General features: G+C 61.3%; 24 protein-coding genes. 13 read left to right on the top strand and 11 right to left on the bottom strand.

Translation table 11 applies throughout. The features are described from left to right. Positions 1–438: 438 nt before the first annotated feature. Together IB252_RS09275 and IB252_RS09270 are read left to right on the top strand one after the other, a co-directional pair. On the top strand, positions 439–1,122 hold the full coding sequence (locus IB252_RS09275) for a Crp/Fnr family transcriptional regulator (protein WP_008156275.1): 684 nt from the start codon (positions 439–441) through the stop codon (positions 1,120–1,122). A 5-nt stretch (positions 1,123–1,127) separates the two neighbouring features. Then, on the top strand, positions 1,128–1,316 hold the full coding sequence (locus tag IB252_RS09270) for a protein DnrP (RefSeq protein WP_111450252.1): 189 nt from the start codon (positions 1,128–1,130) through the stop codon (positions 1,314–1,316). 220 nt (positions 1,317–1,536) lie between these two features. Here the strand turns inward: IB252_RS09270 and IB252_RS09265 are convergent, their stop codons facing one another. From IB252_RS09265 to IB252_RS09240, 6 genes are all read right to left on the bottom strand, one after another. After that, the gene (locus IB252_RS09265) at positions 1,537–3,378 is read right to left on the bottom strand and encodes a nitric oxide reductase activation protein NorD (protein ID WP_192408279.1); all 1,842 of its coding nucleotides are present in this window, start codon (positions 3,376–3,378) and stop codon (positions 1,537–1,539) included. Positions 3,379–3,456: 78 nt separating this feature from the next. Then, positions 3,457–4,884, bottom strand: a complete 1,428-nt coding sequence (locus IB252_RS09260) for a cbb3-type cytochrome c oxidase subunit I (protein WP_111450212.1) — start codon at positions 4,882–4,884, stop codon at positions 3,457–3,459. Between the two features lie 3 nt (positions 4,885–4,887). Continuing rightward, positions 4,888–5,328, bottom strand: coding sequence for a c-type cytochrome (locus tag IB252_RS09255; protein ID WP_010460184.1), 441 nt, complete (start codon positions 5,326–5,328; stop codon positions 4,888–4,890). A gap of 202 nt (positions 5,329–5,530) precedes the next feature. Then, positions 5,531–5,785: a cytochrome C oxidase subunit IV family protein gene (locus IB252_RS09250; protein ID WP_192408278.1), complete on the bottom strand. Its 255-nt coding sequence runs from the start codon at positions 5,783–5,785 to the stop codon at positions 5,531–5,533. A 10-nt stretch (positions 5,786–5,795) separates the two neighbouring features. Further along, positions 5,796–6,383, bottom strand: coding sequence for a cytochrome c oxidase subunit 3 family protein (locus tag IB252_RS09245; protein WP_192408277.1), 588 nt, complete (start codon positions 6,381–6,383; stop codon positions 5,796–5,798). Beyond that, positions 6,367–7,170, bottom strand: coding sequence for a CbbQ/NirQ/NorQ/GpvN family protein (locus tag IB252_RS09240; protein ID WP_111450216.1), 804 nt, complete (start codon positions 7,168–7,170; stop codon positions 6,367–6,369). The genes IB252_RS09245 and IB252_RS09240 overlap by 17 nt, the downstream gene beginning before the upstream one ends. Before the next feature lie 319 nt (positions 7,171–7,489). Between IB252_RS09240 and nirS the strand changes: the two genes are divergently transcribed. From nirS to IB252_RS09185, 11 genes are all read left to right on the top strand, one after another. Then, on the top strand, positions 7,490–9,058 hold the full coding sequence (gene nirS / locus IB252_RS09235) for a nitrite reductase (protein WP_225607387.1): 1,569 nt from the start codon (positions 7,490–7,492) through the stop codon (positions 9,056–9,058). A 24-nt stretch (positions 9,059–9,082) separates the two neighbouring features. Beyond that, complete coding sequence (locus tag IB252_RS09230) at positions 9,083–9,397, top strand: c-type cytochrome (RefSeq protein ID WP_008156292.1); 315 nt, start codon at positions 9,083–9,085, stop codon at positions 9,395–9,397. A gap of 19 nt (positions 9,398–9,416) precedes the next feature. After that, on the top strand, positions 9,417–9,740 hold the full coding sequence (locus IB252_RS09225) for a c-type cytochrome (protein WP_192408275.1): 324 nt from the start codon (positions 9,417–9,419) through the stop codon (positions 9,738–9,740). Then, a complete protein-coding gene (locus IB252_RS09220; protein WP_192408274.1) occupies positions 9,737–10,915 on the top strand; it encodes a cytochrome D1 domain-containing protein in 1,179 nt (392 codons plus the stop codon). Before IB252_RS09225 ends, IB252_RS09220 begins: the two co-directional genes overlap by 4 nt. A gap of 1 nt (position 10,916) precedes the next feature. Next, positions 10,917–11,375: an Lrp/AsnC family transcriptional regulator gene (locus IB252_RS09215; RefSeq protein ID WP_111450220.1), complete on the top strand. Its 459-nt coding sequence runs from the start codon at positions 10,917–10,919 to the stop codon at positions 11,373–11,375. Next, a complete protein-coding gene (locus IB252_RS09210) occupies positions 11,372–11,887 on the top strand; it encodes an AsnC family protein (protein ID WP_192408273.1) in 516 nt (171 codons plus the stop codon). The genes IB252_RS09215 and IB252_RS09210 overlap by 4 nt, the downstream gene beginning before the upstream one ends. After that, positions 11,880–12,323, top strand: coding sequence for an Lrp/AsnC family transcriptional regulator (locus IB252_RS09205; RefSeq protein ID WP_192408272.1), 444 nt, complete (start codon positions 11,880–11,882; stop codon positions 12,321–12,323). The genes IB252_RS09210 and IB252_RS09205 overlap by 8 nt, the downstream gene beginning before the upstream one ends. After that, entirely contained in the window at positions 12,298–12,801 is a 504-nt protein-coding gene (locus IB252_RS09200) for a nitrite reductase (RefSeq protein WP_192408271.1), read from the top strand. The genes IB252_RS09205 and IB252_RS09200 overlap by 26 nt, the downstream gene beginning before the upstream one ends. A 25-nt stretch (positions 12,802–12,826) precedes the next feature. Further along, complete coding sequence (gene nirJ, locus IB252_RS09195; protein ID WP_192408270.1) at positions 12,827–14,005, top strand: heme d1 biosynthesis radical SAM protein NirJ; 1,179 nt, start codon at positions 12,827–12,829, stop codon at positions 14,003–14,005. A 70-nt stretch (positions 14,006–14,075) separates the two neighbouring features. Beyond that, the gene (cobA, locus tag IB252_RS09190; protein ID WP_192408269.1) at positions 14,076–14,915 is read left to right on the top strand and encodes a uroporphyrinogen-III C-methyltransferase; all 840 of its coding nucleotides are present in this window, start codon (positions 14,076–14,078) and stop codon (positions 14,913–14,915) included. Next, positions 14,912–16,405 carry a nitrite reductase gene (locus tag IB252_RS09185; RefSeq protein ID WP_192408268.1) on the top strand — a complete coding sequence of 498 codons (1,494 nt, stop codon included), beginning with the start codon at positions 14,912–14,914 and terminating at the stop codon, positions 16,403–16,405. The genes cobA and IB252_RS09185 overlap by 4 nt, the downstream gene beginning before the upstream one ends. A 794-nt stretch (positions 16,406–17,199) precedes the next feature. On the opposite strand, the gene IB252_RS09180 is transcribed toward IB252_RS09185, so the two are convergent. The 5 genes from IB252_RS09180 to IB252_RS09160 form a co-directional block, all read right to left on the bottom strand. Next, positions 17,200–17,943 (bottom strand): SDR family NAD(P)-dependent oxidoreductase, encoded by a 744-nt coding sequence (locus IB252_RS09180; RefSeq protein ID WP_192408267.1) that lies wholly within the window; start codon positions 17,941–17,943, stop codon positions 17,200–17,202. A 109-nt stretch (positions 17,944–18,052) separates the two neighbouring features. Further along, positions 18,053–18,556, bottom strand: a complete 504-nt coding sequence (locus IB252_RS09175) for a nitrous oxide reductase accessory protein NosL (protein ID WP_192408266.1) — start codon at positions 18,554–18,556, stop codon at positions 18,053–18,055. A 33-nt stretch (positions 18,557–18,589) separates the two neighbouring features. Then, positions 18,590–19,420 (bottom strand): ABC transporter permease, encoded by an 831-nt coding sequence (locus IB252_RS09170; RefSeq protein ID WP_140893079.1) that lies wholly within the window; start codon positions 19,418–19,420, stop codon positions 18,590–18,592. Then, entirely contained in the window at positions 19,417–20,340 is a 924-nt protein-coding gene (locus IB252_RS09165) for an ABC transporter ATP-binding protein (protein ID WP_192408265.1), read from the bottom strand. The genes IB252_RS09170 and IB252_RS09165 overlap by 4 nt, the downstream gene beginning before the upstream one ends. After that, the gene (locus IB252_RS09160) at positions 20,337–21,626 is read right to left on the bottom strand and encodes a nitrous oxide reductase family maturation protein NosD (RefSeq protein WP_192408264.1); all 1,290 of its coding nucleotides are present in this window, start codon (positions 21,624–21,626) and stop codon (positions 20,337–20,339) included. Before IB252_RS09160 ends, IB252_RS09165 begins: the two co-directional genes overlap by 4 nt. Positions 21,627–21,642 lie beyond the last annotated feature (16 nt).

The raw sequence follows: 21,642 nt of genomic DNA, 5'->3' as shown, positions 1-21,642 counted from the left end.
GGGGCTTGCCCCCGTTGGAGTGCGAAGCGCTCCCAAAACCGGTGATAGCGGGACGTCAGATAGAACGCATCAGCCGGTTTTGCGACTGCTGCGCAGCCGAACGGGGGCAAGCCCCCTCACCACAGGGGTGATCGGATCAGGGTACAAATGACCATTTAAGGGTTATTTGAACCCTAAACCTTGTGGTCTTTTTTACCCTTATTTTTGACACCCCCAATAAACAAAGGCCTCCAGGCATGGCCCGCGTCTTGCTCACGCTTTCAGCAATCAAAAAAACCTTGGTCCCTCTCGATCCCCAGGAGTCGTCATGAAAAAAGTCATCCAGCCACTGGCCTGGTTTGTGGTGCTGACCTCGGTTCTGGCGTTGGCCAGCGGCGTCTCGCTGGGCCTCGTTTGACTTGATCGCTATCCCCTCCTCAATCTTCAGGATGAATTCTTATGGTGCTTCATCGTGTCCATCACCAGATTCTGCGCAGTCATCACTTGTTCGAGCCGTTGAACGAAGAACAGCTGGATGAACTGATGAGTACCAGCCACTTGTTGAGCATCGACAAGGGCGAACCGTTGTTCCGCCAGGGTGAACCGGCAGACTCGTTCTATTTCGTGATTGCCGGCGCGGTGAAAATCTACCGCCTGACACCGGATGGGCAGGAGAAAGTGTTTGAGGTGATCGGCGATCGGCAAACCTTCGCCGAGGCGATGATGCTGATGGACACCCCGAACTATGTGGCCTCGGCCGAAGCCATCTGCCCGACTCAGCTCTATCGGTTATCCAACAACACCTACATGCGTCTGCTGCAGAGCAATAGTCGACTGACTTTTGCGCTGCTCGGCAAGCTCTGCGTTCGCCTGCATCAACGGGTCAACGAAATCGAAACCCTGTCGCTGAAAAACGCTACCCACCGGGTCGTGCGCTATCTGCTGACGCAACTGGTGCGCCAGCAAACCGTTGACAGCCAATTCGAGCTGCCGATGGCCAAGCAACTGATTGCCGGGCATCTGTCGATCCAGCCGGAAACCTTTTCGCGGATCATCCGTCGCCTGATCGATGAAAACATCATCACCCAGGACGGCCGCCAGATCGCCATTCTCGATCGTCTGCGCCTGGAACAGTTCGAGTGAGTGCCATGCCCGTCTGTTTGTATTGCCAACACACCAACCCCGCACAAGAAACCGAGTGCCGCCAATGCGGCATGCCCCTGCCGGCATTGGCGGCACAGGCGGGGGAACGCCGGCTGCGCCAATTCATGTGGTTCTGTATTGGCCTGACGATCTTCTGCGTGACGATGTTTTTCTGGCTGCCGCGTAACGCCTGATCCCCCGCAAATCTCCCCTGTAGCAGCTGTCGAGCCTGTGGTGCTGTGGTGCTGTGGTGAGGGGATTTATCCCCGTTGGGCTGCGAAGCGGCCCCTGTATTTTTTTTAGCCACACCGCGTCCAATGGATTACGGCGGCTTCGCCGCCGAACGGGGCGGTGCGACGTTTCGCTAAATCCCCTCACCACAAGACAGCTACAGGACCCAGGTGACCAAGGAGATCACGGCTGGGTCAGCTGGCGATACAACTGCGGCAAGCGCAGGGGTAGTTGTTCGGGCTGGCGGATCAAGGTGTAGCCATTGGCGCCGAACATGTACGGCAGGTAATCCCCGGCCTCGCGGTCAATCGTGATACAGAACGGCGTCAACCCCTGGCGCCGCGCCTCCAGCACCGCTTCGCGGGTGTCTTCAACGCCGTAGCGCCCCTCATACAAATCCAGATCATTAGGTTTGCCATCCGTGAGCAGCAGTAACAGTTTGCTGCGGCGTTTGCTCTTGCCCAGCAGTTGGGTGGCGTGGCGGATGGCGGCGCCCATGCGGGTGTAATACCCCGGTTTGAGCCCTTGAATGCGACCACGGGTGTTGTCGTCATAACGCTGGGTGAAGGACTTGAGTTCCTGCATGCGCACTTGATGACGACGCAGCGAGGAAAACCCGTACAGGGCGAAATCATCACCCAGCACCGACAGGGTTTCACCAAACAACAGCAAGCTGTCGCGGATCACATCAATCACCCGATGTTCATCGTTCAAGTGCGCGTCGGTGGACATCGACACGTCGGCCAGCAACAGGCACGCCAGGTCGCGGCGCGTCTGCCGTTGTTCCATAAACAGACCGCGTTCCGCACACTGGCCATGCTCGCGTTCAACGTGAAAATCCAGCCAAGCCTGCATGTCCAGTTCAGCCCCTTGAGGTTGCTGGCGCAGCCATTGGCGGTCATTGCGCAGGTGCTCGAACTGGCGGCGCAGTCGATGCGCCGAGGCCTTCAGCCGTGGCGGCAATGGCTGCGCCTCGCAGTCGCGGGGCACCATCATTTGCAGATTGACGAAGCTGTTCTGCATCTGCTGTTTGCGGTAATCCCACTCCGGCAGCTTGATGCCCTCGCCCAAGGGAATATCGTCGACATCGGCCGGTGGCAGATCCAGGTGCAGCTTGAGGCCGCCGCCCTTGCGCAGACGGGTGCGCGACAGGCTCAACTCGTCGAGGTCCTCAGCGACTCTGGCCGCGTCCGGGTCTTCACTGTCGTCTGTCCAGCGATCCAGGTCGACGTGTTCGGTCCAGCTGAACAGGTTCTCCAGGCGCACGATCAACAACCCGCCGTCGCGGCTGCCTTCATCGATCCGCTTGGCGCGTTTGCTTCCCCCTTTCTGCTCACCGGGCGGGGTCGTCAGCGATTCTTCCGACTCGTCACCGAGGTCGGCAGCCTGCGGGCTGGCGAGGTTTTGCGGTGGGTACAGCCACAGCGGCAGCGGCCACGCGGCCCGTTCGCTGCGGGGAAAATGCTCGACACTGCCCGGCTCGCATAGCGCCTGGCATAACGCCCGCTCCAGCGCCGCTTCGCCGGTGTTCAATGTGGCCGGATCCGGGCGCAATTGCAGGTGCGCATCGACCAAACGTTTGTACCTGGCACGCAACGCGGGATAGCGCCGCAACAGCTGTTGCGTCCAGCGTTGATTGTCCCGGCCCCAGTGCCGCATCTGGCCGGCCTGGGCCGCCAGCAATGCGAGCCAGCGATAGAGTTCCTCGTTCAGCGCGACTTCAGGAAACACCGCCAGGCTCGACGGCAGACGCAGGTTCGCCTCGTCGCACCACGCCAAGGGCACTTGCTTGCAGGTGCCGGCGATCTGCTGCAGCACGTTGCGTCGCAACAGCAGATCACGGTCGCTGGCGGCTTCGACACCAATGCCACTGGCGCCGCCCATGGCGCGAAACAGCAGCGCCAGCGGTCGTTGCTGGCTGGCCAGCTCGACCCGTGCTTCGGGGAAATCCGGGCTGGCGCGCCGTGTGATGAAGCGATGCCAGACGCTGCCGACCCACTCTTCCAATTCGACGGTAAAGGCCATGGTCATTGCCCTTTTTGTAAAGCAAAAAAACGGCCCGCTGTATCAGCCGGGCCGACCTTTTCTAGCCGTTACAGCGGCTCATGAAGGAACCACCGCAGCCGGGGCGCGCAAGGCTGCGCGGCCACGCTGCTTGAAGCTGAACAGGTAACACGCGAGTCCGGCGAAGAACCCGAGACCGGCACCCAGACGAGCCCAGAACAACACTTGCAGATGTTCCACCGTGGCCATAAATGGCAGCGCGACTCCATCTACCTGCCAGCGTTGCAGGTAGACCTGCACGACACCCGCAGCAGTGAGGAACAGCGTGATCATCACCATCGACAGGGTCATCAACCAGAAGCCCCAGATTTCGTAGGTCTGCGAACGCTCGTCAGCCGCTTCACCCAACCCGCGCAATCGCGGCATGGCGTAGCTGATCAAGGTCATCACGATCATCGCGTAAGCACCGTAGAAGGCCAGGTGACCGTGAGCAGCCGTCAGTTGCGAGCCATGGGTGTAGAAGTTGACCGGTGCCAGGGTGTGCAGAAAACCCCAGACGCCTGCACCGAAGAACGCGGTGACCGTAGTGCCCTTGGCCCACAGCGTGGCGGCGCGGTTCGGGTGTTGCCGGCGACGGTTCTTCACCATGCTGAAGGCGAAGATCACCATGGCCAGGAACGGTAGCGGTTCGAGTGCCGAGAAGATCGAGCCGACCCACAACCAGACCTCGGGCGCACCGATCCAGAAGAAGTGGTGACCGGTACCGATGATCCCGGTAATCAGCGCCATGGCGATGATCACATACAGCCATTTCTCCACGACTTCCCGGTCTACACCGGTGATCTTGATCAGGACAAACGCGAGCATCGAACCCATGATCAGTTCCCACACGCCCTCTACCCAAAGATGCACGACCCACCACCAGTAGAACTTGTCGCGGGCCAGGTTGCCGGGGTTATAGAAGGAGAACAGGAAGAACACCGCGAGCCCGATCAGCCCGGTCATCATCACCATGCTGACGGTGGTCTTGCGACCTTTGAGCAAGGTCATGCCGATGTTGTAGAGGAAGCCCAGGCACACCACCACAATGCCCATCTTGGTGATGGTCGGCTGTTCCAGGAACTCTCGTCCCATGGTCGGCAGCAGTTCGTTGTGGGTCAGCTTGGCCAGGCCGGCATACGGCACCAGCAGGTAGCCCAGGATCGTCAGCACGCCAGCGGCGGCGAATACCCAAAACAGGATGATCGCCAGTTTCGGACTGTGCAGTTCGCGGTCGGCCTCTTCCGGAATCAGGTAGTAGGCGGCGCCCATGAACCCGAACAGCAGCCAGACGATCAGCAGGTTGGTGTGCACCATCCGCGCCACGTTGAAGGGGATGATCGGGAACAGAAAGTCCCCTATCACGTATTGCAGGCCCATGATCAAACCGAACAGCACCTGACCGAGAAACAGGATCAAGGCGAACACGAAGTACGGTTTGGCCACGGCTTGCGAGGCGAATTTCAGATGCGGATTAGCAATGCTCATCGCTTAGCCCTCCTTGTTTGGCGGCCAGCCATTGGTGTTGATGTTCGAGCTCCATTTGAGGAACTCGGCGATGTCATCCACCTCCTGGTCACTCAACTTGAACTGCGGCATCGCGCGTCGGCCCGGTACGCCCAGTGGCTGCATTTTCATCCAGGCATGCAAGAAGGGTTTGAAGCCCGCCTCCCCGCCGCGCCGCTGGAACACATTGCCCAGCTCAGGCGCGAAGTAGGCGCCCTCGCCCAGCAGTGTGTGGCAGCCGATGCAATTGTTTTGCTCCCAGACCAACTTGCCGCGCACCACTGATTCGGTTAGCTGCGCTTCATTGCTGCGGGCCGGAAAGGTCTGTTCCGTGTGATAGGTCAAGGCCAGGAATATCAGGAAGAAGAAGATGCTTCCCCCGAAGTAGATATTCCTGGCCATGCCTTTGGTGAAGGTCTCTGACATGGTCGCTTCCTCTTTGCTTGGCCCGTCCATGATAGGAAGCGAAGGGTTGAAACCTGCTTGATGGCGATCAAGAAAGGCAGATGGTTTTGGTCGGGTATAAATTTCAAGGCACCGCAATTAATCGTATGTATGGAACACCTGTAGGAGCACGGCTTGCCGGCGATGGCGTCCTTGAGATCGCCATCGCGAGCAAGCTCGGCTCCTACAAAAAGATAAGCGTCAAGCCCACAACGGTTGCCAACACCAACGCCCAGCTCACCATCAACCGCCGCCACAGTCGCGGCGCGTGGCGCATCTCCATGAAGCCGTCGGTGATCAGCCATGCCTTGCCCACCGCCACCAGCAAGATGGCCATCGTCAGCAGCGATGTCGCGCCAACGTGGGCCAACGCCACCGTGCACACACTTAACGTGGCAAGCGCCGCCCAACAGACGAGCAATACCCTGGAAACAGACATGAGAACCTCGTCAACTCAGCACGTAGACCAGCGGAAACAGCATGACCCAGATCAGATCGACCATGTGCCAATACAACACGCCGGATTCAAACCCGCTGCGCGTGTTGGCGTCGTACAGGCCACGGCGACAGCGCTCGGCCAGCCACCCGAGAATGACCATGCCGAGCACTACATGCAGAAAATGAAAACCGGTGAGAATCCAGTAGAGGGTGAAAAAGGTGTTGTGCTCCATGCCCAGCCCCGAGGCCAGCAAGTGCCGGTATTCCGTGAGTTTCAACACCACGTAGACACTGGCAGCGAGCAACGCCATCAGCAGGAAGACGGCGCCGTGGCGGGACCGGGAGCGCCTGACTTGCTCCTGCGCCAGCGCGGCGAACAGGCCCGCGGTGAGCAGGCTCAGGGTCATCGCCAACCCGGTGGAGGTGTTCAGCAATAGACGGCTTTCACTGAACATCTGCGGCTTGAGCGCCTGGGTCACGGCGAACACCAGGATCAGGATGGCGAACACCGACAGCTCAGCCAGAATGAAAAACCACATCGCCAGATCGCCTGGCAAGTGGCGTTGCGAAACGCCCGTGGACTCAGCCGAAGTGGACATCAACCACGTCCATCAGCGCGGCAACGGTCAGCGGATCATCGCTCAGCGGCTCGGCCAGGCAGGCCATGCAGGCCTCACGCGGGCTCATGCCGGAGCGGATCATCCGCGCCGTGAAAATCAGCAATCGCGTTGAGGCGACCTCCTCCAGATCATGTTGATCGAGCCGGCGCAGCGCCTGCCCCAGCCGCACCACTTGCGCCGCCAGCGCGCTGTCCACCTGCGCTTCCCGAGCAACGATGCGTTCCTCATCGGCCACAGGCGGATAGCCGAAGCGCATCGCCACAAAGCGTTGGCGGGTGCTGGGCTTCATGCCTTTGAGCAGGTTCTGGTAACCGGGGTTGTAAGACACCACGAGCATGAAGGACGGCGGCGCTTTCAATACTTCGCCGGTGCGTTCCAGGAACAGTTCACGACGATCATCGGCCAACGGGTGCAACACCACCACGGTGTCCTGACGCGCCTCGACCACTTCGTCCAGATAACAAATGCCTCCTTCACGCACCGCGCGGGTCAGCGGTCCGTCCTGCCACCAGGTGCCCTGGGCACCGATCAGGTGACGGCCGATCAGGTCGGCCGCACTCAGGTCGTCATGGCACGCCACGGTGTACAGCGGCAGTTTCAGCCGATGGGCCATGTGCTGGACGAAACGGGTCTTGCCGCACCCGGTCGGGCCTTTGATCAGCACCGGCATGCCGTGTCGCCAGGCTTGTTCGAACAGCGCCTCCTCATTATTCAGCGGTTGGTAGAAGGGTTCGGTCGGGTGTTCGCAAGACTGGGTACGGTCCATGGGCTGCCTGTTCCAAAAGCGGATTCAACGAACACGCTACGGGCCCCTGCGACAACCTGGCAAGTGAGATGGCCGGCAAACTTGATCGTCGTCAAGCGAACATTGGCCTGCTCGGGCATAGCCTTGCACGGCACTAAGAACCTGCGTTCTGCGCTGCCGTTTCAGCACATCGCAAAGGTCTTGCCTGAGGAGAAATGGAATGCTGATCAGCAATAGAAAAACGTTTGCCCTGACCCTCGCCACATTGTGTTCGTCACTGGCCCTGGCGGTGAGTCATACCGCCAGCGCTGAAGAGCCCGCCGTCGCGGCCACCCCGCCCATGGTCAAAACCGCTGGTGCTCCGGACATGAGCCAGGCCGAATTCGACTCGTCCAAGGAAATCTACTTCCAGCGCTGCGCAGGCTGCCACGGTGTGCTGCGCAAAGGGGCGACGGGCAAACCATTGACGCCAGACATCACCCAGTCGCGCGGGCAACCGTATCTGGAAGCCTTGATTACCTACGGCTCCCCGGCGGGCATGCCGAACTGGGGGACGTCCAATGCGCTGACCAAGGATCAGATCACGGTCATGGCCAAGTTCATTCAGCACACGCCGCCGACGCCACCGGAATGGGGCATGGCCGAGACGCTGAAAACCTGGAAGGTGCTGGTCAAACCCGAGGACCGTCCGAAGAAGCAGCTGAGCAAACTCAACCTGCCGAACCTTTTTTCGGTGACATTGCGCGATGACGGCAAGATTGCCCTGATCGATGGCGACAGCAAGAAGATCGTCAAACTGATCGAGACCGGTTACGCGGTGCACATCTCGCGGATCTCCGCCTCAGGTCGCTACCTGCTGGTGATTGGTCGAGACGCCCGGATCGACATGATCGACCTGTGGCCGGTCGAACCGACCAAGGTCGCCGAAATCAAAGTGGGCATCGAGGCGCGCTCGGTCGAGACCTCCAAATTCAAAGGCTACGAAGACAAATACACCATCGCCGGTTCTTACTGGCCGCCGCAATTCACCATCATGGATGGCGAAACCCTGGAGCCGAAACAGATCGTTTCGACCCGCGGCATGACCGTCGACAAGCAGGAATACCACCCCGAACCCCGGGTCGCGGCGATCATCGCTTCCCACGAATGGCCGGAGTTCATCGTCAACGTCAAGGAAACCGGCAAGGTCATGCTGGTCAATTACCAGGACATCAAAAACCTCACCGTCACCTACATCGACGCCGCGCCCTTCTTGCATGACGGTGGCTGGGACAGCACGCACCGCTACTTCATGACCGCCGCCAACAACTCCAACAAAGTCGCCGTGATCGACTCCAAGGAGCGCAAGTTGACCGCGCTGGTGGACGTCGGCAAAACCCCTCACCCGGGTCGCGGCGCCAACTTCAACCACCCGACCTACGGCCCGGTCTGGGCCACCAGCCACCTGGGTGATGACGGCATCTCGCTGATTGGCACCGACCCGGTCAAACACCCGCAATACGCCTGGAAACAGGTCGCCTCGCTCAAGGGCCAGGGTGGCGGCTCGCTGTTTATCAAAACCCATCCCAAGTCTCACCACCTGTACGTCGACACCACCCTCAACCCGGACGCCAAGCTCAGCCAATCGGTGGCGGTGTTCAACCTCGACAAACTCGACGCCGGCTACACCGTGCTGCCCATCGCCGAATACGCCGGTATCAAGCAAGGCGCCATGCGCGTTGTGCAGCCGGAATACAACAAGGCCGGCGATGAGGTCTGGTTCTCCGTCTGGAGCGGTCAGACAGAGGAATCGGCGCTGGTAGTGATCGACGACAAAACACTGAAGCTCAAATCAGTCATAAAGGACAAACGACTGATCACACCCACCGGGAAGTTCAATGTCTACAACACCCAACACGACATCTATTGAGCTCCATCAATGCAAGGAAACACCATGAAAAATACTCTGTTCTCACTGTTCGCCCTGACTGCTGCGCTGAGTGTGCAGCCGGCCATGGCCCAAGACGCGCTGGAGCTGTTCAAGAGCAAACCCTGCGCCGCCTGCCACTCCATCGACACCAAGATTGTCGGCCCGGCGCTCAAAGATGTAGCGGCCAAGAACGCTAGCGTACCCGGAGCTGTGGACACCCTCGCGAGCCACATCAAGAACGGTACACAAGGCAATTGGGGCCCGATGCCAATGCCGGCCAATCCGGTGACTGAAGAAGAAGCAAAAATTCTCGCGACCTGGGTACTGACACTCAAATAACCGCCTGGAGGGCGTCACGATGGTTTATCGACACGCTGTGATTCTGGCGGCCCTCCTCCTCATTTGCGCAACCGCGGTTGCGGCGCCGGACGCCCAGCGTCAGGCGCAACTCGAACACCTGCTGACCCAGGACTGCGGCGCCTGCCATGGGCTGCACCTCACCGGTGGACTAGGCCCGGAATTGACACGCGCGGCGCTGGCCGGCAAGTCACGGGACAGCCTGATTGCCACCGTCACCCAAGGTCGGCCCGGCACCGCGATGCCCGGTTGGGCGCCGTTGCTCAGCCCCGGTGACATCCGTTGGCTGGTCGATCTTCTCCTCCAGGGATATCCCGCCTCATGATCCGTTCAATCCTGCTGTCTGCGGCGACCGGGCTGTTGTTGTCCGCTTGCGTTCAGCCACCCTTGCGTGGCACCGGCGACTTGGGCGTGGTCGTGGAGCGCGCCACCGGTAGCGTACAAATCATCGAAAGCGATACCCACACCGCGCTGGCCCGACTCGAGGGTTTCGGCGACCTTTCCCATGCCTCGGTGGTGTTCTCACGGGATCAGCGCTACGCCTATGTGTTCGGGCGCGACGGCGGGCTGAGCAAAATCGATTTGCTGACCCGGCGTATTGACCATCGCGTCATTCAGGGCGGCAACAGCATTGGCGGCGCCATCAGTCAGGACGGCAAGTTGATCGCGGTGTCCAACTACGTGCCCGGCGGGGTCAAGGTGTTCGATGCCGACACCCTGCAATTGGTGGCAGATATTCCGGCCACACCGCTCGCTGATGGCAGCAAGCGCTCGCGGGTGGTCGGGCTGGTCGACGCGCCGGGGCAGCGTTTTGTCTTCAGCCTGTTCGATACCGGCGAGATCTGGACCGCCGATTTCAGTCAGGGCGGCACCCCGCAAATCAGCCGTTTCACCGGTATTGGCTCGCAACCCTACGACGCCCTGATCACCCCGGACGGCCGCTATTACATGGCCGGCCTGTTCGGCGAAGACGGCATGGCCCAACTCGACCTCTGGCATCCCGAGCGCGGGGTACAGCGCGTCCTCGGCGACTACGGACGCGGCCAGGCGAAACTGCCGGTCTACAAGATGCCGCACCTGGAAGGCTGGGCCGTCGCCGACAACCAGGCCTTCGTACCCGCCGTTGGCCGGCATCAAGTGTTGGTGATGGATTCACGCACCTGGCAGCAGACCGCAGTCATCCCGGTAGCCGGCCAACCGATATTCGTCACCTCGCGCCCGGACGGTCGGCAGCTGTGGGTCAACTTCGCCTACCCCGACAACGATCGGGTGCAGGTCATCGACACCGAAACCCATGCCGTGGTCGCGGAGCTGAAGCCAGGACCGGCGGTGCTGCACATGGAATTCACCGCGCGCGGTGACCAACTGTGGCTGTCGTTACGCGACGGCAATCAGGTTCAAGTCTGGGATCCGTACAGCCTGAAGCTGCTGAGCACCCTGCCAGCCTCCGCGCCAAGCGGCATCTTCTTCAGCAGTCGCGCGCAGAAAATGGGGTATTGAAATGAACCTTGAGCTGCTCAGCCGCCAACTCATCGACCGCTTTCAGCACGGCATGCCGCTGTGCCCGTCACCGTACAAGGAGATGGCGCGGATTATCGGTTGCCGCGAATCGCAAGTGATGGCCTGCCTGGAAGAAATGGATCAGGCCGGCACCCTCTCACGCATCGGCCCGGTGTTCGAACACAGCCGCGCCGGGGCCAGCACCCTCGCCGCCCTCGCCGTGCCCGCCGAACGCCTGCAACAGGTGGCCGAGCGCGTCAGTCAGTACCCGGAGGTCAATCACAATTACGCACGGGAGCATTTCTACAACCTGTGGTTTGTGCTGACCGCCCCTGATCGCCAACACATCGACCGCGTACTCGAAGAACTGGAGAACGACACCGGCCTCATGCCGCTGGACCTGCCGATGTTGACCGCCTACCGCATCGACCTAGGTTTTGCCCTGGGAGAACAATCATGAAGCCCGGATTGAGCCCCCAACAAGCGCTGGCGCTGCGCCGGCACCTCGAAGGCGGATTGCCGCTGGTAGCGCGCCCCTATCAGGCCCTCGCCGAACGGATAAACGCTGACGAAAACCAGGTGCTCGAACAAATGCGCCAGTGGAGCGAGCAAGGGCTGTTTCGCCGTATCGGCCTGGTGCTGCACCACCGCGCGCTGGGCTTTACCGCCAACGCCATGCTGGTACTGGATGTTCCCGATGCGCTGATCGACGAAGTCGGCCAGCGCCTGGGGCGAGCCCCCGGCATTAACCTCTGCTATCAACGGCCACGGCGTTTGCCGCAGTGGCGGTACAACCTGTTTTGCATGGTGCACGGGCGTCAACGTGACCAGGTGGAGGCGCAGATTCAGGCATTGCTTGAAGAGCATCTGCTGAGCGACCTGCCCCATCAATTGCTGTTCAGCACCCAGGTCTTCAAGCAGTGCGGCGGCCGCTTTGCGCCTTCGCGCACAGGAGCACCAACCCATGGATGACCTCGACCGTCGCCTGATCAATCGCTTGCAACTGGGCCTGCCGCTGGTGCGCCACCCTTGGCGGGTATTGGCTGCGGAACTGGAGAGCAGCAGCAATGAACTGCTCGATCGACTGCATGCCCTGCTCGCTGACGGCGTGCTCACGCGCTTCGGCCCGATGTTCGACATCGAACGCCTCGGCGGCGCCTTCACCCTCGCCGCCCTGGCGGTGCCGGAAGAATGTTTTGAAGAGGTCGCCGAGCAACTGCAGCGCCTGCCTGAAGTGGCGCACAACTATCGACGCGAACACGCCTGGAACATGTGGTTCGTGCTCGGCTGCGCGTCCGAACAAGGCATTGCCGAGACGCTGCAGCGCATCGAGGCCCTGACTGGCCTGCCGCTGCTCAACCTGCCCAAAGAGGAGACCTACCATGTCGGTCTGTATTTCCCGGCCTGAAGACACCCTTATCCAGCGCCTGATCGTGTTGACCCAGGCGGGTCTGCCGTTGCTGGAAGACCCATGGGCGTGGCTCGCCGAACAGCTGGGGCTGAACATCGACGCCACCCTGGACCTGCTCAAGCGACTACAGGCCGAGGGCGCGATTCGGCGGATCGCCGCCGTGCCCAATCACTACCGCCTCGGCTATCGCCACAACGGCATGACGGTCTGGGATGTGCGCGACACCGACATGCCGCGCCTCGGCGCGCTGATCGGCGCACAACCCTTCGTCAGCCACTGCTATCGCCGCCCACGCCGAACCGACTGGCGCTACAACCTGTTCGCCATGGTGCATGGCCGCAGCGGTGATGAAATCAACAGCTACCGCGAGCACCTGCGCTATCTGTTGGGTGACGCCTGTGGGGCCGACGAGATGCTGGTGAGCAGCCGCATCCTGAAGAAAACCGGCTTGCGCTTGCCGCCCGCTTCACGCTGAACACACCTGACTCAAGGAGAGTGGCATGTTGAGGATCAGCCAATACCTGCGTGCGCTGGCCGGCCAGGCGCCTGCGCCCAGAACCAGTCCACCGGGCAGCAATCGGGCGCCGGTGGTGATCTGGAACTTGCTCAGGCGCTGCAACCTGACCTGCAAACATTGCTACGCCACCTCGGCCGACAGCGTCTTTCGCGACGAACTGGATACGGCCGCCGCGCTGACTGTGATCGACGATTTGCACGATGCCGGCGTCAAAGTGTTGATTCTTTCCGGTGGCGAACCGCTGTTGCGCGAGGATCTGTTTGTGCTCAGCGCCTACGCCCGGACCAAGGGGTTCTTTGTGGCGTTGTCCACCAACGGCACGCTGATCGATGAGCACAACATCGCGCAGATCAGCGCGGCGAATTTCGACTACGTCGGGATCAGCATCGATGGCCTGGAAGCCACCCATGACGCCTTCCGCCAACTCAAGGGCAGCTTCGCCCGTTCCATGCAGGCGATCCGGCTCTGTCGCGAACAAGGCATTCGCGTCGGGCTGCGCACCACCCTGACCCAGGAAAACCATCCGCAGTTGCCCCAACTGCTGGCGCTGATGCGCGAGTACGACGTGCAGAAGTTTTACCTGTCGCACCTCAACTACAGCGGTCGCGGCAAACGCAGTCGCAAACTCGACGCACACCAGCAGATGAGCCGTGAGGCCATGACGCTGATCTTTGAGCGCGCCTGGGAAGACATCCAACAGGGTCGCGACAGCGATTTTGTCAGCGGCAACAACGATGCCGACGCCATTCTGCTGCTGCAATGGGCAGCCCTTCGTCTTCCCGAGCATTACCCACGCCTGGAAAACATGCTCCGTGCCTGGGGTGGCAACGCCTCCGGCAGCGGCATTGCCAACATCGACAACACCGGCGAAGTGCACCCGGACACCTACTGGTGGCAGCACTCGGTGGGCAATGTCCGGCGCACGCCGTTCCGCACGTTGTGGCTGGATCAGCCGGATGCCCTGCTGCTGCGCCTGCGCGAACATCCCCGCGCCGTCAGTGGCCGTTGCGCGCAATGCCGCTGGTTGCCCATCTGCAACGGCAACACCCGCACGCGCGCCTGGGCCGAGGGTGATTTGTGGGGCCAGGACCCCGGCTGCCACCTCAGCGATGACGAAATCGGCGTGCCGCCGGTGACGACCATCCCTTGCATCACCCACTGAATAGCCCGTCCGGCCAACCACCTGACAAAGACTGGGGCCGGCCAACCTGATGAAGCACCAAGGACGTCCCATGCCTCCATCGATTGCTATACCGGCCACACTTGAGTCCCCGTTTCGACCGGGCGAAGTTGCCCTGGTCGGCGCCGGCCCCGGCGATCCACGTCTGCTGACCCTGCGCGCCTGGAGCCTGTTGATGCAGGCCGACGCCGTGGTGTACGACCGGCTGATCAGCCCCGAACTGCTGACCTTGATTCCCCTGACCTGCGCCCGCCATTACGTCGGCAAGGCCAGCGGCTGCCACAGCCTGCCCCAGGAACAGATCAACGAACTGCTCGCCGACCTCGCCGATCAAGGGCAGCGCGTGGTCCGCCTCAAGGGCGGCGACCCGTTCATCTTTGGTCGCGGCGCCGAAGAGCTGGAGTACCTACTCAAACGCGGGATCGACTGCCAGGTGGTGCCAGGCATTACCGCTGCTTCCGGCTGCAGCGCTTATGCAGGCATACCGTTGACCCACCGCGACTTGGTCAATTCCTGCCGGTTCATCACCGGCCATTTGCAACGCGATGGCGAGTTGTCGCTGCCCTGGAGCAGCCTCGCTGACAGTAGCCAGACCTTGGTGTTCTACATGGGCTTGTCGAACCTGGGGATCATCGCTCAACGTTTGATCGAAGCCGGGCTGCCGGCCGATACGCCGGCGGCGCTGATCAGCAACGGCACGCGTCCCGACCAGCACGTCGCCCGTGGCAAGTTGCACCAATTGCCGACCCTGGCGCTGGATTGTCCACCGGGCATTCCGACACTGACGGTGATCGGCACCGTGGTTGATCTGTTCGCCGCAGAACAACTGGAATACCCAGCGAGGCTTTACCCGGCGCAAGCACTGCAACACCACGCCAAGGTGGCGATATGAGGCGCATGCTCCTTGCCCACCTGTTATGGATCAGTGCGGCCCAGGCCGGCGCAGCGGTCCCGGCACTTGAACACGCCGCAGAAAACTATCAGCAGCATTGCCAGAGTTGTCACGGCATTAACCGTCTCGGCGGTGCGGGGCCGGCGTTGTTGCCGGAGAGTCTCAGCCGGATCAAACCCGATGAAATCCGCAGCGTGATCCAGAACGGTCGCCCCGCGAGCCAGATGACCGGCTATGCCAACGTGTTCAGCCCCGCGCAGATCGACGCGCTGGTGGGCTACCTGCAGCAACCGCCCGCCACCCCACCCACCTGGAGCAATGACGACATTCTCGGCAGTCACTCGATGCTCGCGGACCTCAGCAAGTTGCCCACCACGCCCCAGCATGGCGCCGACCCGCTGAACCTGTTCGTGGTGGTGGAAGCCGGCGACCATCACATCGACATCCTCGACGGTGACCGCTTTGAGGTGCTGGCGCGGTTTGCTTCGCACTTCGCCGTGCATGGCGGGCCGAAGTTTTCGCCGGACGGACGCTTCGTCTACTTCGCCTCCCGTGACGGCTGGATCAGCCTGTATGACTTGCACAACCTGAAGCTGATCGCCGAGGTCCGCGCCGGTCTCAATACCCGCAACCTGGCGGTAAGCAAGGATGGACGCTGGGTGCTGGTGGGCAACTATTTACCCGGCAACGTGGTCGTGCTCGATGCCCGCGATCTGTCGTTGGTCAAAACCATTCCCACGATCGGCCAGGACGGTACCGCGTCACGGGTCAGCGCGGTCTACTCCGCCCCACCGCGGGACAGCTTCATCGTGGCGCTCAAGGACGTGAAGGAAGTCTGGGAACTGTCCTGGGCTGGCACACCCGATTTCGAACCACGGCGGATCCCGGCCGGGGATGTTCTCGACGACTTCTCTTTTTCGCCGGACTACAAACAGCTGCTGGCGACGTCGCGCAAGGCCCAGGGCGGTCAGGTGATCGACCTCGACAGCGGCAAGGTGATCACCGACATCCCGCTGCCGGGGATGCCGCATTTGGGCTCGGGGACTTATTGGAAACGCAACGGTGAGTGGGTGTTCGCCACGCCGAACATCAGCAAGGGGCTGATTTCGGTCATCGACTTCAAGACCTGGAAACTGATCAAGGAAATCCCGACCCTGGGGCCTGGGTTTTTCATGCGCAGCCACGTCAACTCGCGGTATGCCTGGAGTGATGTGTTCTTCGGGCCTGATAACGATGCGATCCACTTGATTGACAAGCAGACGCTGGAAATTGCCCACACGCTGCGCCCGATGCCCGGGAAAACTGCCGCTCATGTTGAGTTCACCCGGGATGGCCGCTACTTGCTGCTGAGCATCTGGGCCACCGACGGGGCGCTGATCGTTTACGACAGCAACACGCTTGAGGAGATCAAACGTATTCCGATGAACAAGCCTTCGGGGAAGTACAACGTGGGGAACAAGATTGAGTTTGCCGAGGGGACTTCGCATTAGGCCTTGGTGTATATCCGTTTCTTCGGTAACGGCTTCTATTGGTTTCGCTTTTACAGCGAGTCACTTTCGAAAAGCGCGAAAGTAACCAAAGCGCTTTTGCCCCTGTCGTTCGGTGCCTCGCTGTGGCTCGGCATGCCCTCGCTCCGGTCCTGCTCCGTGGGCCCGCCGCCATCGGCCATCCATGGCCGGGGGCGGCTAACCCGGCATCCATGCCGGGTTGCCCACTGCGCAGAACCTCCACTCGGCCTCTCGAGGGGGCGAGTACCGCAAAAGCACCGCGAGGCGGCCTACCGGCCGGCCTGTCTCTTTAAGCGTACGCATTCCCCCTGTGGGAGCGAGCCTGCTCGCGATGAGGCCCTGTCAGTCGACATCAATGTTGAATGTAAGTCCGCCTTCGCGAGCAGGCTCGCTCCCACAGTTGGATTTTTGGCGGGCATGACATAGAGGTCCACCGCCGATGACCATGATAGACATCAGGTCGGCTATCAGGCCGCCTCGCTTTGGCTTTTGATCTGGCTTTTGATCTTGATCTGCCCCGTCGGAAGGCCGAGCGCAGGTTCTGCGCAGTGGGCACCGCGGCAAGGATGCCGCGGTAGCCGCCCCCGGCCATGGATGGCCGATGGCGGCGGGCCCACGGAGCAGGACCGGAGCGAGGGCATGCCGAGCCACAGCGAGGCACCGTACGTCAGGGGCAAGAGCGTTTGGTTACTTGGCGCTCTTCCAAGTGACCCGCCGTAAGGGTGGAACCCTAAGCCGCCGTTACCGCAGCAACGGATATGTACCCCGAACGAACTTCAGCCCAGGGTGTACCCGTTATCAACCTTCCAGTCCTGGCCATAAACACCCCGAGCCCCTTGGGACAGCTGAAAAACAATCACATTAGCCACCGCCGCCGCATCAAGAAAATGCCCCGGCAACAGACGTTTACCAAGCGTGTCGGCAACATCGCCAAGCTCCCCCTCGCTCAACCCCAAGTGATCCCACATCGAGGTCGCAGTCGGCCCCGGCGAGACCAGATTAATGCGCACATCAAAACTCGCAAACTCCACCGCCAGCGTCCTCGCCTGAGCCGCCAGCGCAGCCTTGCTGGCAATGCACGCAGCCAACCCCGGAAAACTCGAACCGGTCAGAAAACTCCCGACAAACACCACCGAAGCCGGACTCGCCAACTCACCCCGCAACGCCGCCAGAGTATTCAACGCCCCGGCACCATTAACCGCCCACTGACGCTGGAAGGCCGCCATATCCAGACTATCAGCCATCTCGGCAATACCCGCGTTAGGCACCAGATAGTCCACGGGGCCCATCGCCGCAGCCCGCTCGGACAATTCCCGCAGGTCTTGCTGACTCGTGACATCCCCGGCAAACCACAGCAACCGTTCCCCGTAGATCTGCTGCAATGCCGGCAACTCACCGAGGGTCCGAGACATCGCCAGCACCTTGACCCCGCGCGGTAACAACGCGGCGCACAGTGCCAGGCCAATCCCGGAGCTGGCACCCGTGACCACTGCCAAACGATCCTGAAACTCGGTTTTCATCATTTACTCCTGGGCATCGCGGATGCCAAGCACTGGGGACATTGCCAGCCCTATCTTTGAACAGGAGAAGAAAAAACGACTTGACGGCGATCAGGATTTTTCGACGGCGTTAGTGTTGCTGCAACAGCGCCGGAGTGATCTCGCTGAACCGCAGCAAACGACCGCCCTGTTCAGCGGCAAGCTTTTCAGCGGCCTCGCGACTGGAGAAAGACGCCAGCACCACGCCCATGGCGCCCTTGAGTTGGGTGCCGACCACGTAGAACGCGTCCTTGGCATCGATCAGGTGAGCGTCATCCGGCGCGTTCCACGGGCTGCGGCCCATATCGTGGACATACAGTTTTGCATCGCCGTGATGATTTTCCGGCTGCAACCACCAACCGATCATTTCCGCCGTGGAGCAGAACTTCTTGACCCCGGCTCGCTCGACCACTTCGCCCTTGGGCCCGGGGAATCCGTTGATGATCATCCCGCAGACATGGCATTCATCACTGGGATGAAAGGCTGTGGCGGCGCTGCTGTAGGTGGCCTGCGCCGGGTTGTCGCAGGCCGTCAGCAACAGACACATCATCAGCCCCGCCACCGCGCGCACCGTCATCAGATAAAACGTACTCATCGTCAACTTCTCCAAAACCATCAAAGTGGAAATTCATGTCGCCCGGCGACGAAACAACAGCCAGGCCGAGCCCAATGGCACCGCCACCCACAGTGACAGGCACAGCCAGAGCATCGAGCCCGGCATCGGCAAATCGCTGCCCAGCGTCAGCACACCCGTGGTACCGGCGCCAGGCTCAAAACCGGAGAGATTGATCAGGCGATAGATGTCGGCTGGATTGAGCAGCAGCAACCAGGGCAGGACTTTGGGATTGAACTGCCCTTCGCTGAGCACCAACAGCGCCAGCAGTGCCAGGTCAAACACCAGCACGAAGAAGAACCAGACACCCAGCGCCAGCCCGGCCGCCGTGGATTTCTCCGCCGATACGCTGCTCAGCACATAGGCCAAGCCCAGAAACCCCCAGCCCAGCAACGTCGACGACGCCATGAACCGGCCAAAGGCCCAAAGCAACAGGCTCAGTTCGACATCGTCCACCAGCACCGCGATGGCCAGCATGGCGCAGCCGAAACCGATCAGTGTCGCCAACGCCAGGATCAACCCGTGGCCGACAAACTTGCCAAGCAGAATCTGCCCGCGACCCAACGGGTACGTCAGCAACAGCAGCAACGTGCCGCTCTCGTCCTCGCCGACGATGGCGTCATAGGCCAGCAACAACGCAATCAACGGCATCAAAAACGTTGCCAGACTGGCGAGGCTGGCGATGGTGGCCGGCACCGAGGTGAACCCCAACTGCCCGGAAGCCGCGGCGCCCAGCCAGGCGATGCCGATGGCGAGCACCGCGAACAACACACTGATCGCCAACAACCAGCGATTGCGCAAACCGTCGCTGAATTCCTTGCGGGCCATGTTCCAGACAGCGTTCATACGGCCTCCCCGATCGGCGCCGCACCGGCCCGGCTCATGTAGTAGCGGTAAATATCTTCCAGGGACGGTTGATGGATTTCCACGTCGGCCGGTTCGTCTTCATTAAGCAGTTGGCGCAACAGCCCAAGCTTGTTGCCATTGAGCGCGGCCACTTCAAGGCCTTCGACGCCCCAGCGTTCGGTGACGTGCCCGGCGTTGTTCCAGCGTTGCTGCAAGGGCCCGACGTGCTTCAAGCCGTTGGCGCGGATCAGCGTCGGCAACCCGGCTTCCTCGCGCAAACTGTGGAGACTGCCGAGGGCCAGCAGCCGGCCCTGGGTCAGAATCGCGGCGCGGTTGATATGCGCCTCGACGCCCGGCAATACGTGGGAACACAGAATGATGCTGGTGCCCTGGCTGCGCAGGCGATCGAGCAAGCGATAAAGGTCTTGGGTGGCGATGGGATCGAGGCCGACCGTAGGTTCGTCGAGCAGCAACAAACGCGGTTCGCCGAGCAGCGCTTGTGCCAGCCCCAAGCGTTGCCGCATGCCTTTGGAGTAGGTCTTGACCCGTCGATGCGCCGCACCGGCCAGGCCGACTTCCTCCAGCAGCACGTCCACCTGAGCGGACGCGGCGCCTTTGAGTCGCGCGAAATGGCGCAAGGTCTCAACACCGCTCAGCTGCGGGTAAAACGTCACGTTTTCCGGCAGATAACCAAGCAGGCGTCGCACGTGGGGATCGCTGGGCAAACGGCCGAACACCCTGACCTGCCCTTCGCTGGGCTGGAGCAGGCCAAGCACCAGTTTCATGCTGGTGGTCTTGCCCGCACCGTTATGCCCGAACAAACCCAGCACTTCGCCTTCAGCGAGGCTGAGGTTGAGCTGATGCAACACGGTGGCATGCCCATAGCGCTGGCTGACGCCTTCGATGTCGATGACGTTCATGAGGTGGGCTCCTGGGTCAGGGTTTGAGGGGATGACTTCATCAGCGGATGGCTGTCGAGCACCCCCGGCGATTTCATCACCGGAAAGGCCCGTTGCACCCAGCGCAGCAACTCGATACCGGGGCTGTTCATCAACAGCCGCACCTGCGGGTACAGCCACAGCAGACGGTCGACGTTGTCGTTGGGTTCGTAGGCGATATCGCCGAGGCCATCGTTGTTGCGGTCCCAGCCCAGGTAATCGCTCCAGTAATTGCCCCGGCCATCCACCGACCATTCCTGCAAGCGGGTGGCGACGTACTTGACCTGCCGCTGGTTGCCGACAAAAGCGTTGTCAGCGATGCGGTTGTCTTCCGAGCCGGCGGTGAGATGAATACCCACGGCGCTGTGCTCGAAGTGGTTGTGTTCGATGCTGTTGAACAGCGAGTTGTAGATGAACAGCGCCTTGCCCTCGGCACCACTGATCATGCTGTCGCCGGTCGAGCCGTCGCGCACGCCAGTGACGAAGTTGTCACGCAAGGTTGAATAGGTGATGTAGTTCATCAGGATCCCGTAGTTCTGATCCTGTTCGGAGCGATTGCCGATCACCATGAGCTTGCGGCTTTGCATCAGGGCGTAGCCGGTGCGGGTGCGGCGGGTGGTGTTGCCGATCAACTGGTTATCGTTGGCGAACATGTAATGCACGCCGTAGCGCAGGTCTTCCAGGGTATTGCCTTGCAGCAGGTTGCCGTTGGAGGTGTCGATGTAGATGCCATCGCGGGTGTCGCGCACCTGGTTGCCGATGACCTTGGCGCCATGCACGGCATACAGATGAATACCGTTGCCGCGATCCTGGGAGCGCATCGTCGGATCACCCTGAATGCGGTTGTCGATCAGGCTCACATCCTGCGTACCGTCGACCCAGATACCGAAGCCCTTACCCTGTAGGCGATTGCCTTTGATCACCGCGCCATAGGCCTTGGGCTGGATAAACACCGCCGCATTCATGGCGGTGAGGTCGTGCCCCCAGTCCAGAAAGGTGCAGCCCTCGATGCCGACATCCGGCGCACTGATGATCAAGCCGTTGCCCTGCCCCTCCCCCTGAAATACCGCGCCCGGCTCGCAGACTATCTGCATCGGTTGATCGACGCTGAACGAGCCACGGTATTCCCCTGCCGGCAGGTGCCAGCGTTGATCGGCGTCCACCGTCAACGGCAGCGTGGTGACGGGTTGCACCGCCAGCACGCTGCCAGACATGAGCAGGAGCGCAAGCGCAATGACCTTCACCGGGTTGCCCTTGCTCTCAGTCATTGCTTCGCTCCTGTCG

Source organism: Pseudomonas sp. PDM10, assembly GCF_014852295.1.
GTDB lineage: Bacteria > Pseudomonadota > Gammaproteobacteria > Pseudomonadales > Pseudomonadaceae > Aquipseudomonas.
Note: the sequence above shows the minus strand (reverse complement) of the source record. Positions and strands in the feature narration are given on the sequence as shown.

Excerpts from the sequence above, each read along its gene's own strand:
- IB252_RS09255 (WP_010460184.1), bottom strand. The coding sequence starts at position 5,328 with ATGTCAGAGACCTTCACCAAAGGCATGGCCAGGAATATCTACTTCGGG.
- IB252_RS09245 (WP_192408277.1), bottom strand. The coding sequence starts at position 6,383 with ATGTCCACTTCGGCTGAGTCCACGGGCGTTTCGCAACGCCACTTGCCA.
- IB252_RS09185 (WP_192408268.1), top strand. The coding sequence starts at position 14,912 with ATGAGGCGCATGCTCCTTGCCCACCTGTTATGGATCAGTGCGGCCCAG.
- IB252_RS09265 (WP_192408279.1), bottom strand. The coding sequence starts at position 3,378 with ATGGCCTTTACCGTCGAATTGGAAGAGTGGGTCGGCAGCGTCTGGCAT.
- IB252_RS09220 (WP_192408274.1), top strand. The coding sequence starts at position 9,737 with ATGATCCGTTCAATCCTGCTGTCTGCGGCGACCGGGCTGTTGTTGTCC.
- IB252_RS09250 (WP_192408278.1), bottom strand. The coding sequence starts at position 5,785 with ATGTCTGTTTCCAGGGTATTGCTCGTCTGTTGGGCGGCGCTTGCCACG.
- IB252_RS09205 (WP_192408272.1), top strand. The coding sequence starts at position 11,880 with ATGGATGACCTCGACCGTCGCCTGATCAATCGCTTGCAACTGGGCCTG.
- nirJ (WP_192408270.1), top strand. The coding sequence starts at position 12,827 with ATGTTGAGGATCAGCCAATACCTGCGTGCGCTGGCCGGCCAGGCGCCT.
- IB252_RS09210 (WP_192408273.1), top strand. The coding sequence starts at position 11,372 with ATGAAGCCCGGATTGAGCCCCCAACAAGCGCTGGCGCTGCGCCGGCAC.
- nirS (WP_225607387.1), top strand. The coding sequence starts at position 7,490 with ATGGTCAAAACCGCTGGTGCTCCGGACATGAGCCAGGCCGAATTCGAC.
- IB252_RS09200 (WP_192408271.1), top strand. The coding sequence starts at position 12,298 with ATGTCGGTCTGTATTTCCCGGCCTGAAGACACCCTTATCCAGCGCCTG.
- IB252_RS09180 (WP_192408267.1), bottom strand. The coding sequence starts at position 17,943 with ATGAAAACCGAGTTTCAGGATCGTTTGGCAGTGGTCACGGGTGCCAGC.
- IB252_RS09160 (WP_192408264.1), bottom strand. The coding sequence starts at position 21,626 with ATGACTGAGAGCAAGGGCAACCCGGTGAAGGTCATTGCGCTTGCGCTC.
- IB252_RS09165 (WP_192408265.1), bottom strand. The coding sequence starts at position 20,340 with ATGAACGTCATCGACATCGAAGGCGTCAGCCAGCGCTATGGGCATGCC.
- IB252_RS09270 (WP_111450252.1), top strand. The coding sequence starts at position 1,128 with ATGCCCGTCTGTTTGTATTGCCAACACACCAACCCCGCACAAGAAACC.
- IB252_RS09230 (WP_008156292.1), top strand. The coding sequence starts at position 9,083 with ATGAAAAATACTCTGTTCTCACTGTTCGCCCTGACTGCTGCGCTGAGT.
- IB252_RS09240 (WP_111450216.1), bottom strand. The coding sequence starts at position 7,170 with ATGGACCGTACCCAGTCTTGCGAACACCCGACCGAACCCTTCTACCAA.
- IB252_RS09215 (WP_111450220.1), top strand. The coding sequence starts at position 10,917 with ATGAACCTTGAGCTGCTCAGCCGCCAACTCATCGACCGCTTTCAGCAC.
- IB252_RS09260 (WP_111450212.1), bottom strand. The coding sequence starts at position 4,884 with ATGAGCATTGCTAATCCGCATCTGAAATTCGCCTCGCAAGCCGTGGCC.
- IB252_RS09170 (WP_140893079.1), bottom strand. The coding sequence starts at position 19,420 with ATGAACGCTGTCTGGAACATGGCCCGCAAGGAATTCAGCGACGGTTTG.
- cobA (WP_192408269.1), top strand. The coding sequence starts at position 14,076 with ATGCCTCCATCGATTGCTATACCGGCCACACTTGAGTCCCCGTTTCGA.
- IB252_RS09175 (WP_192408266.1), bottom strand. The coding sequence starts at position 18,556 with ATGAGTACGTTTTATCTGATGACGGTGCGCGCGGTGGCGGGGCTGATG.
- IB252_RS09225 (WP_192408275.1), top strand. The coding sequence starts at position 9,417 with ATGGTTTATCGACACGCTGTGATTCTGGCGGCCCTCCTCCTCATTTGC.
- IB252_RS09275 (WP_008156275.1), top strand. The coding sequence starts at position 439 with ATGGTGCTTCATCGTGTCCATCACCAGATTCTGCGCAGTCATCACTTG.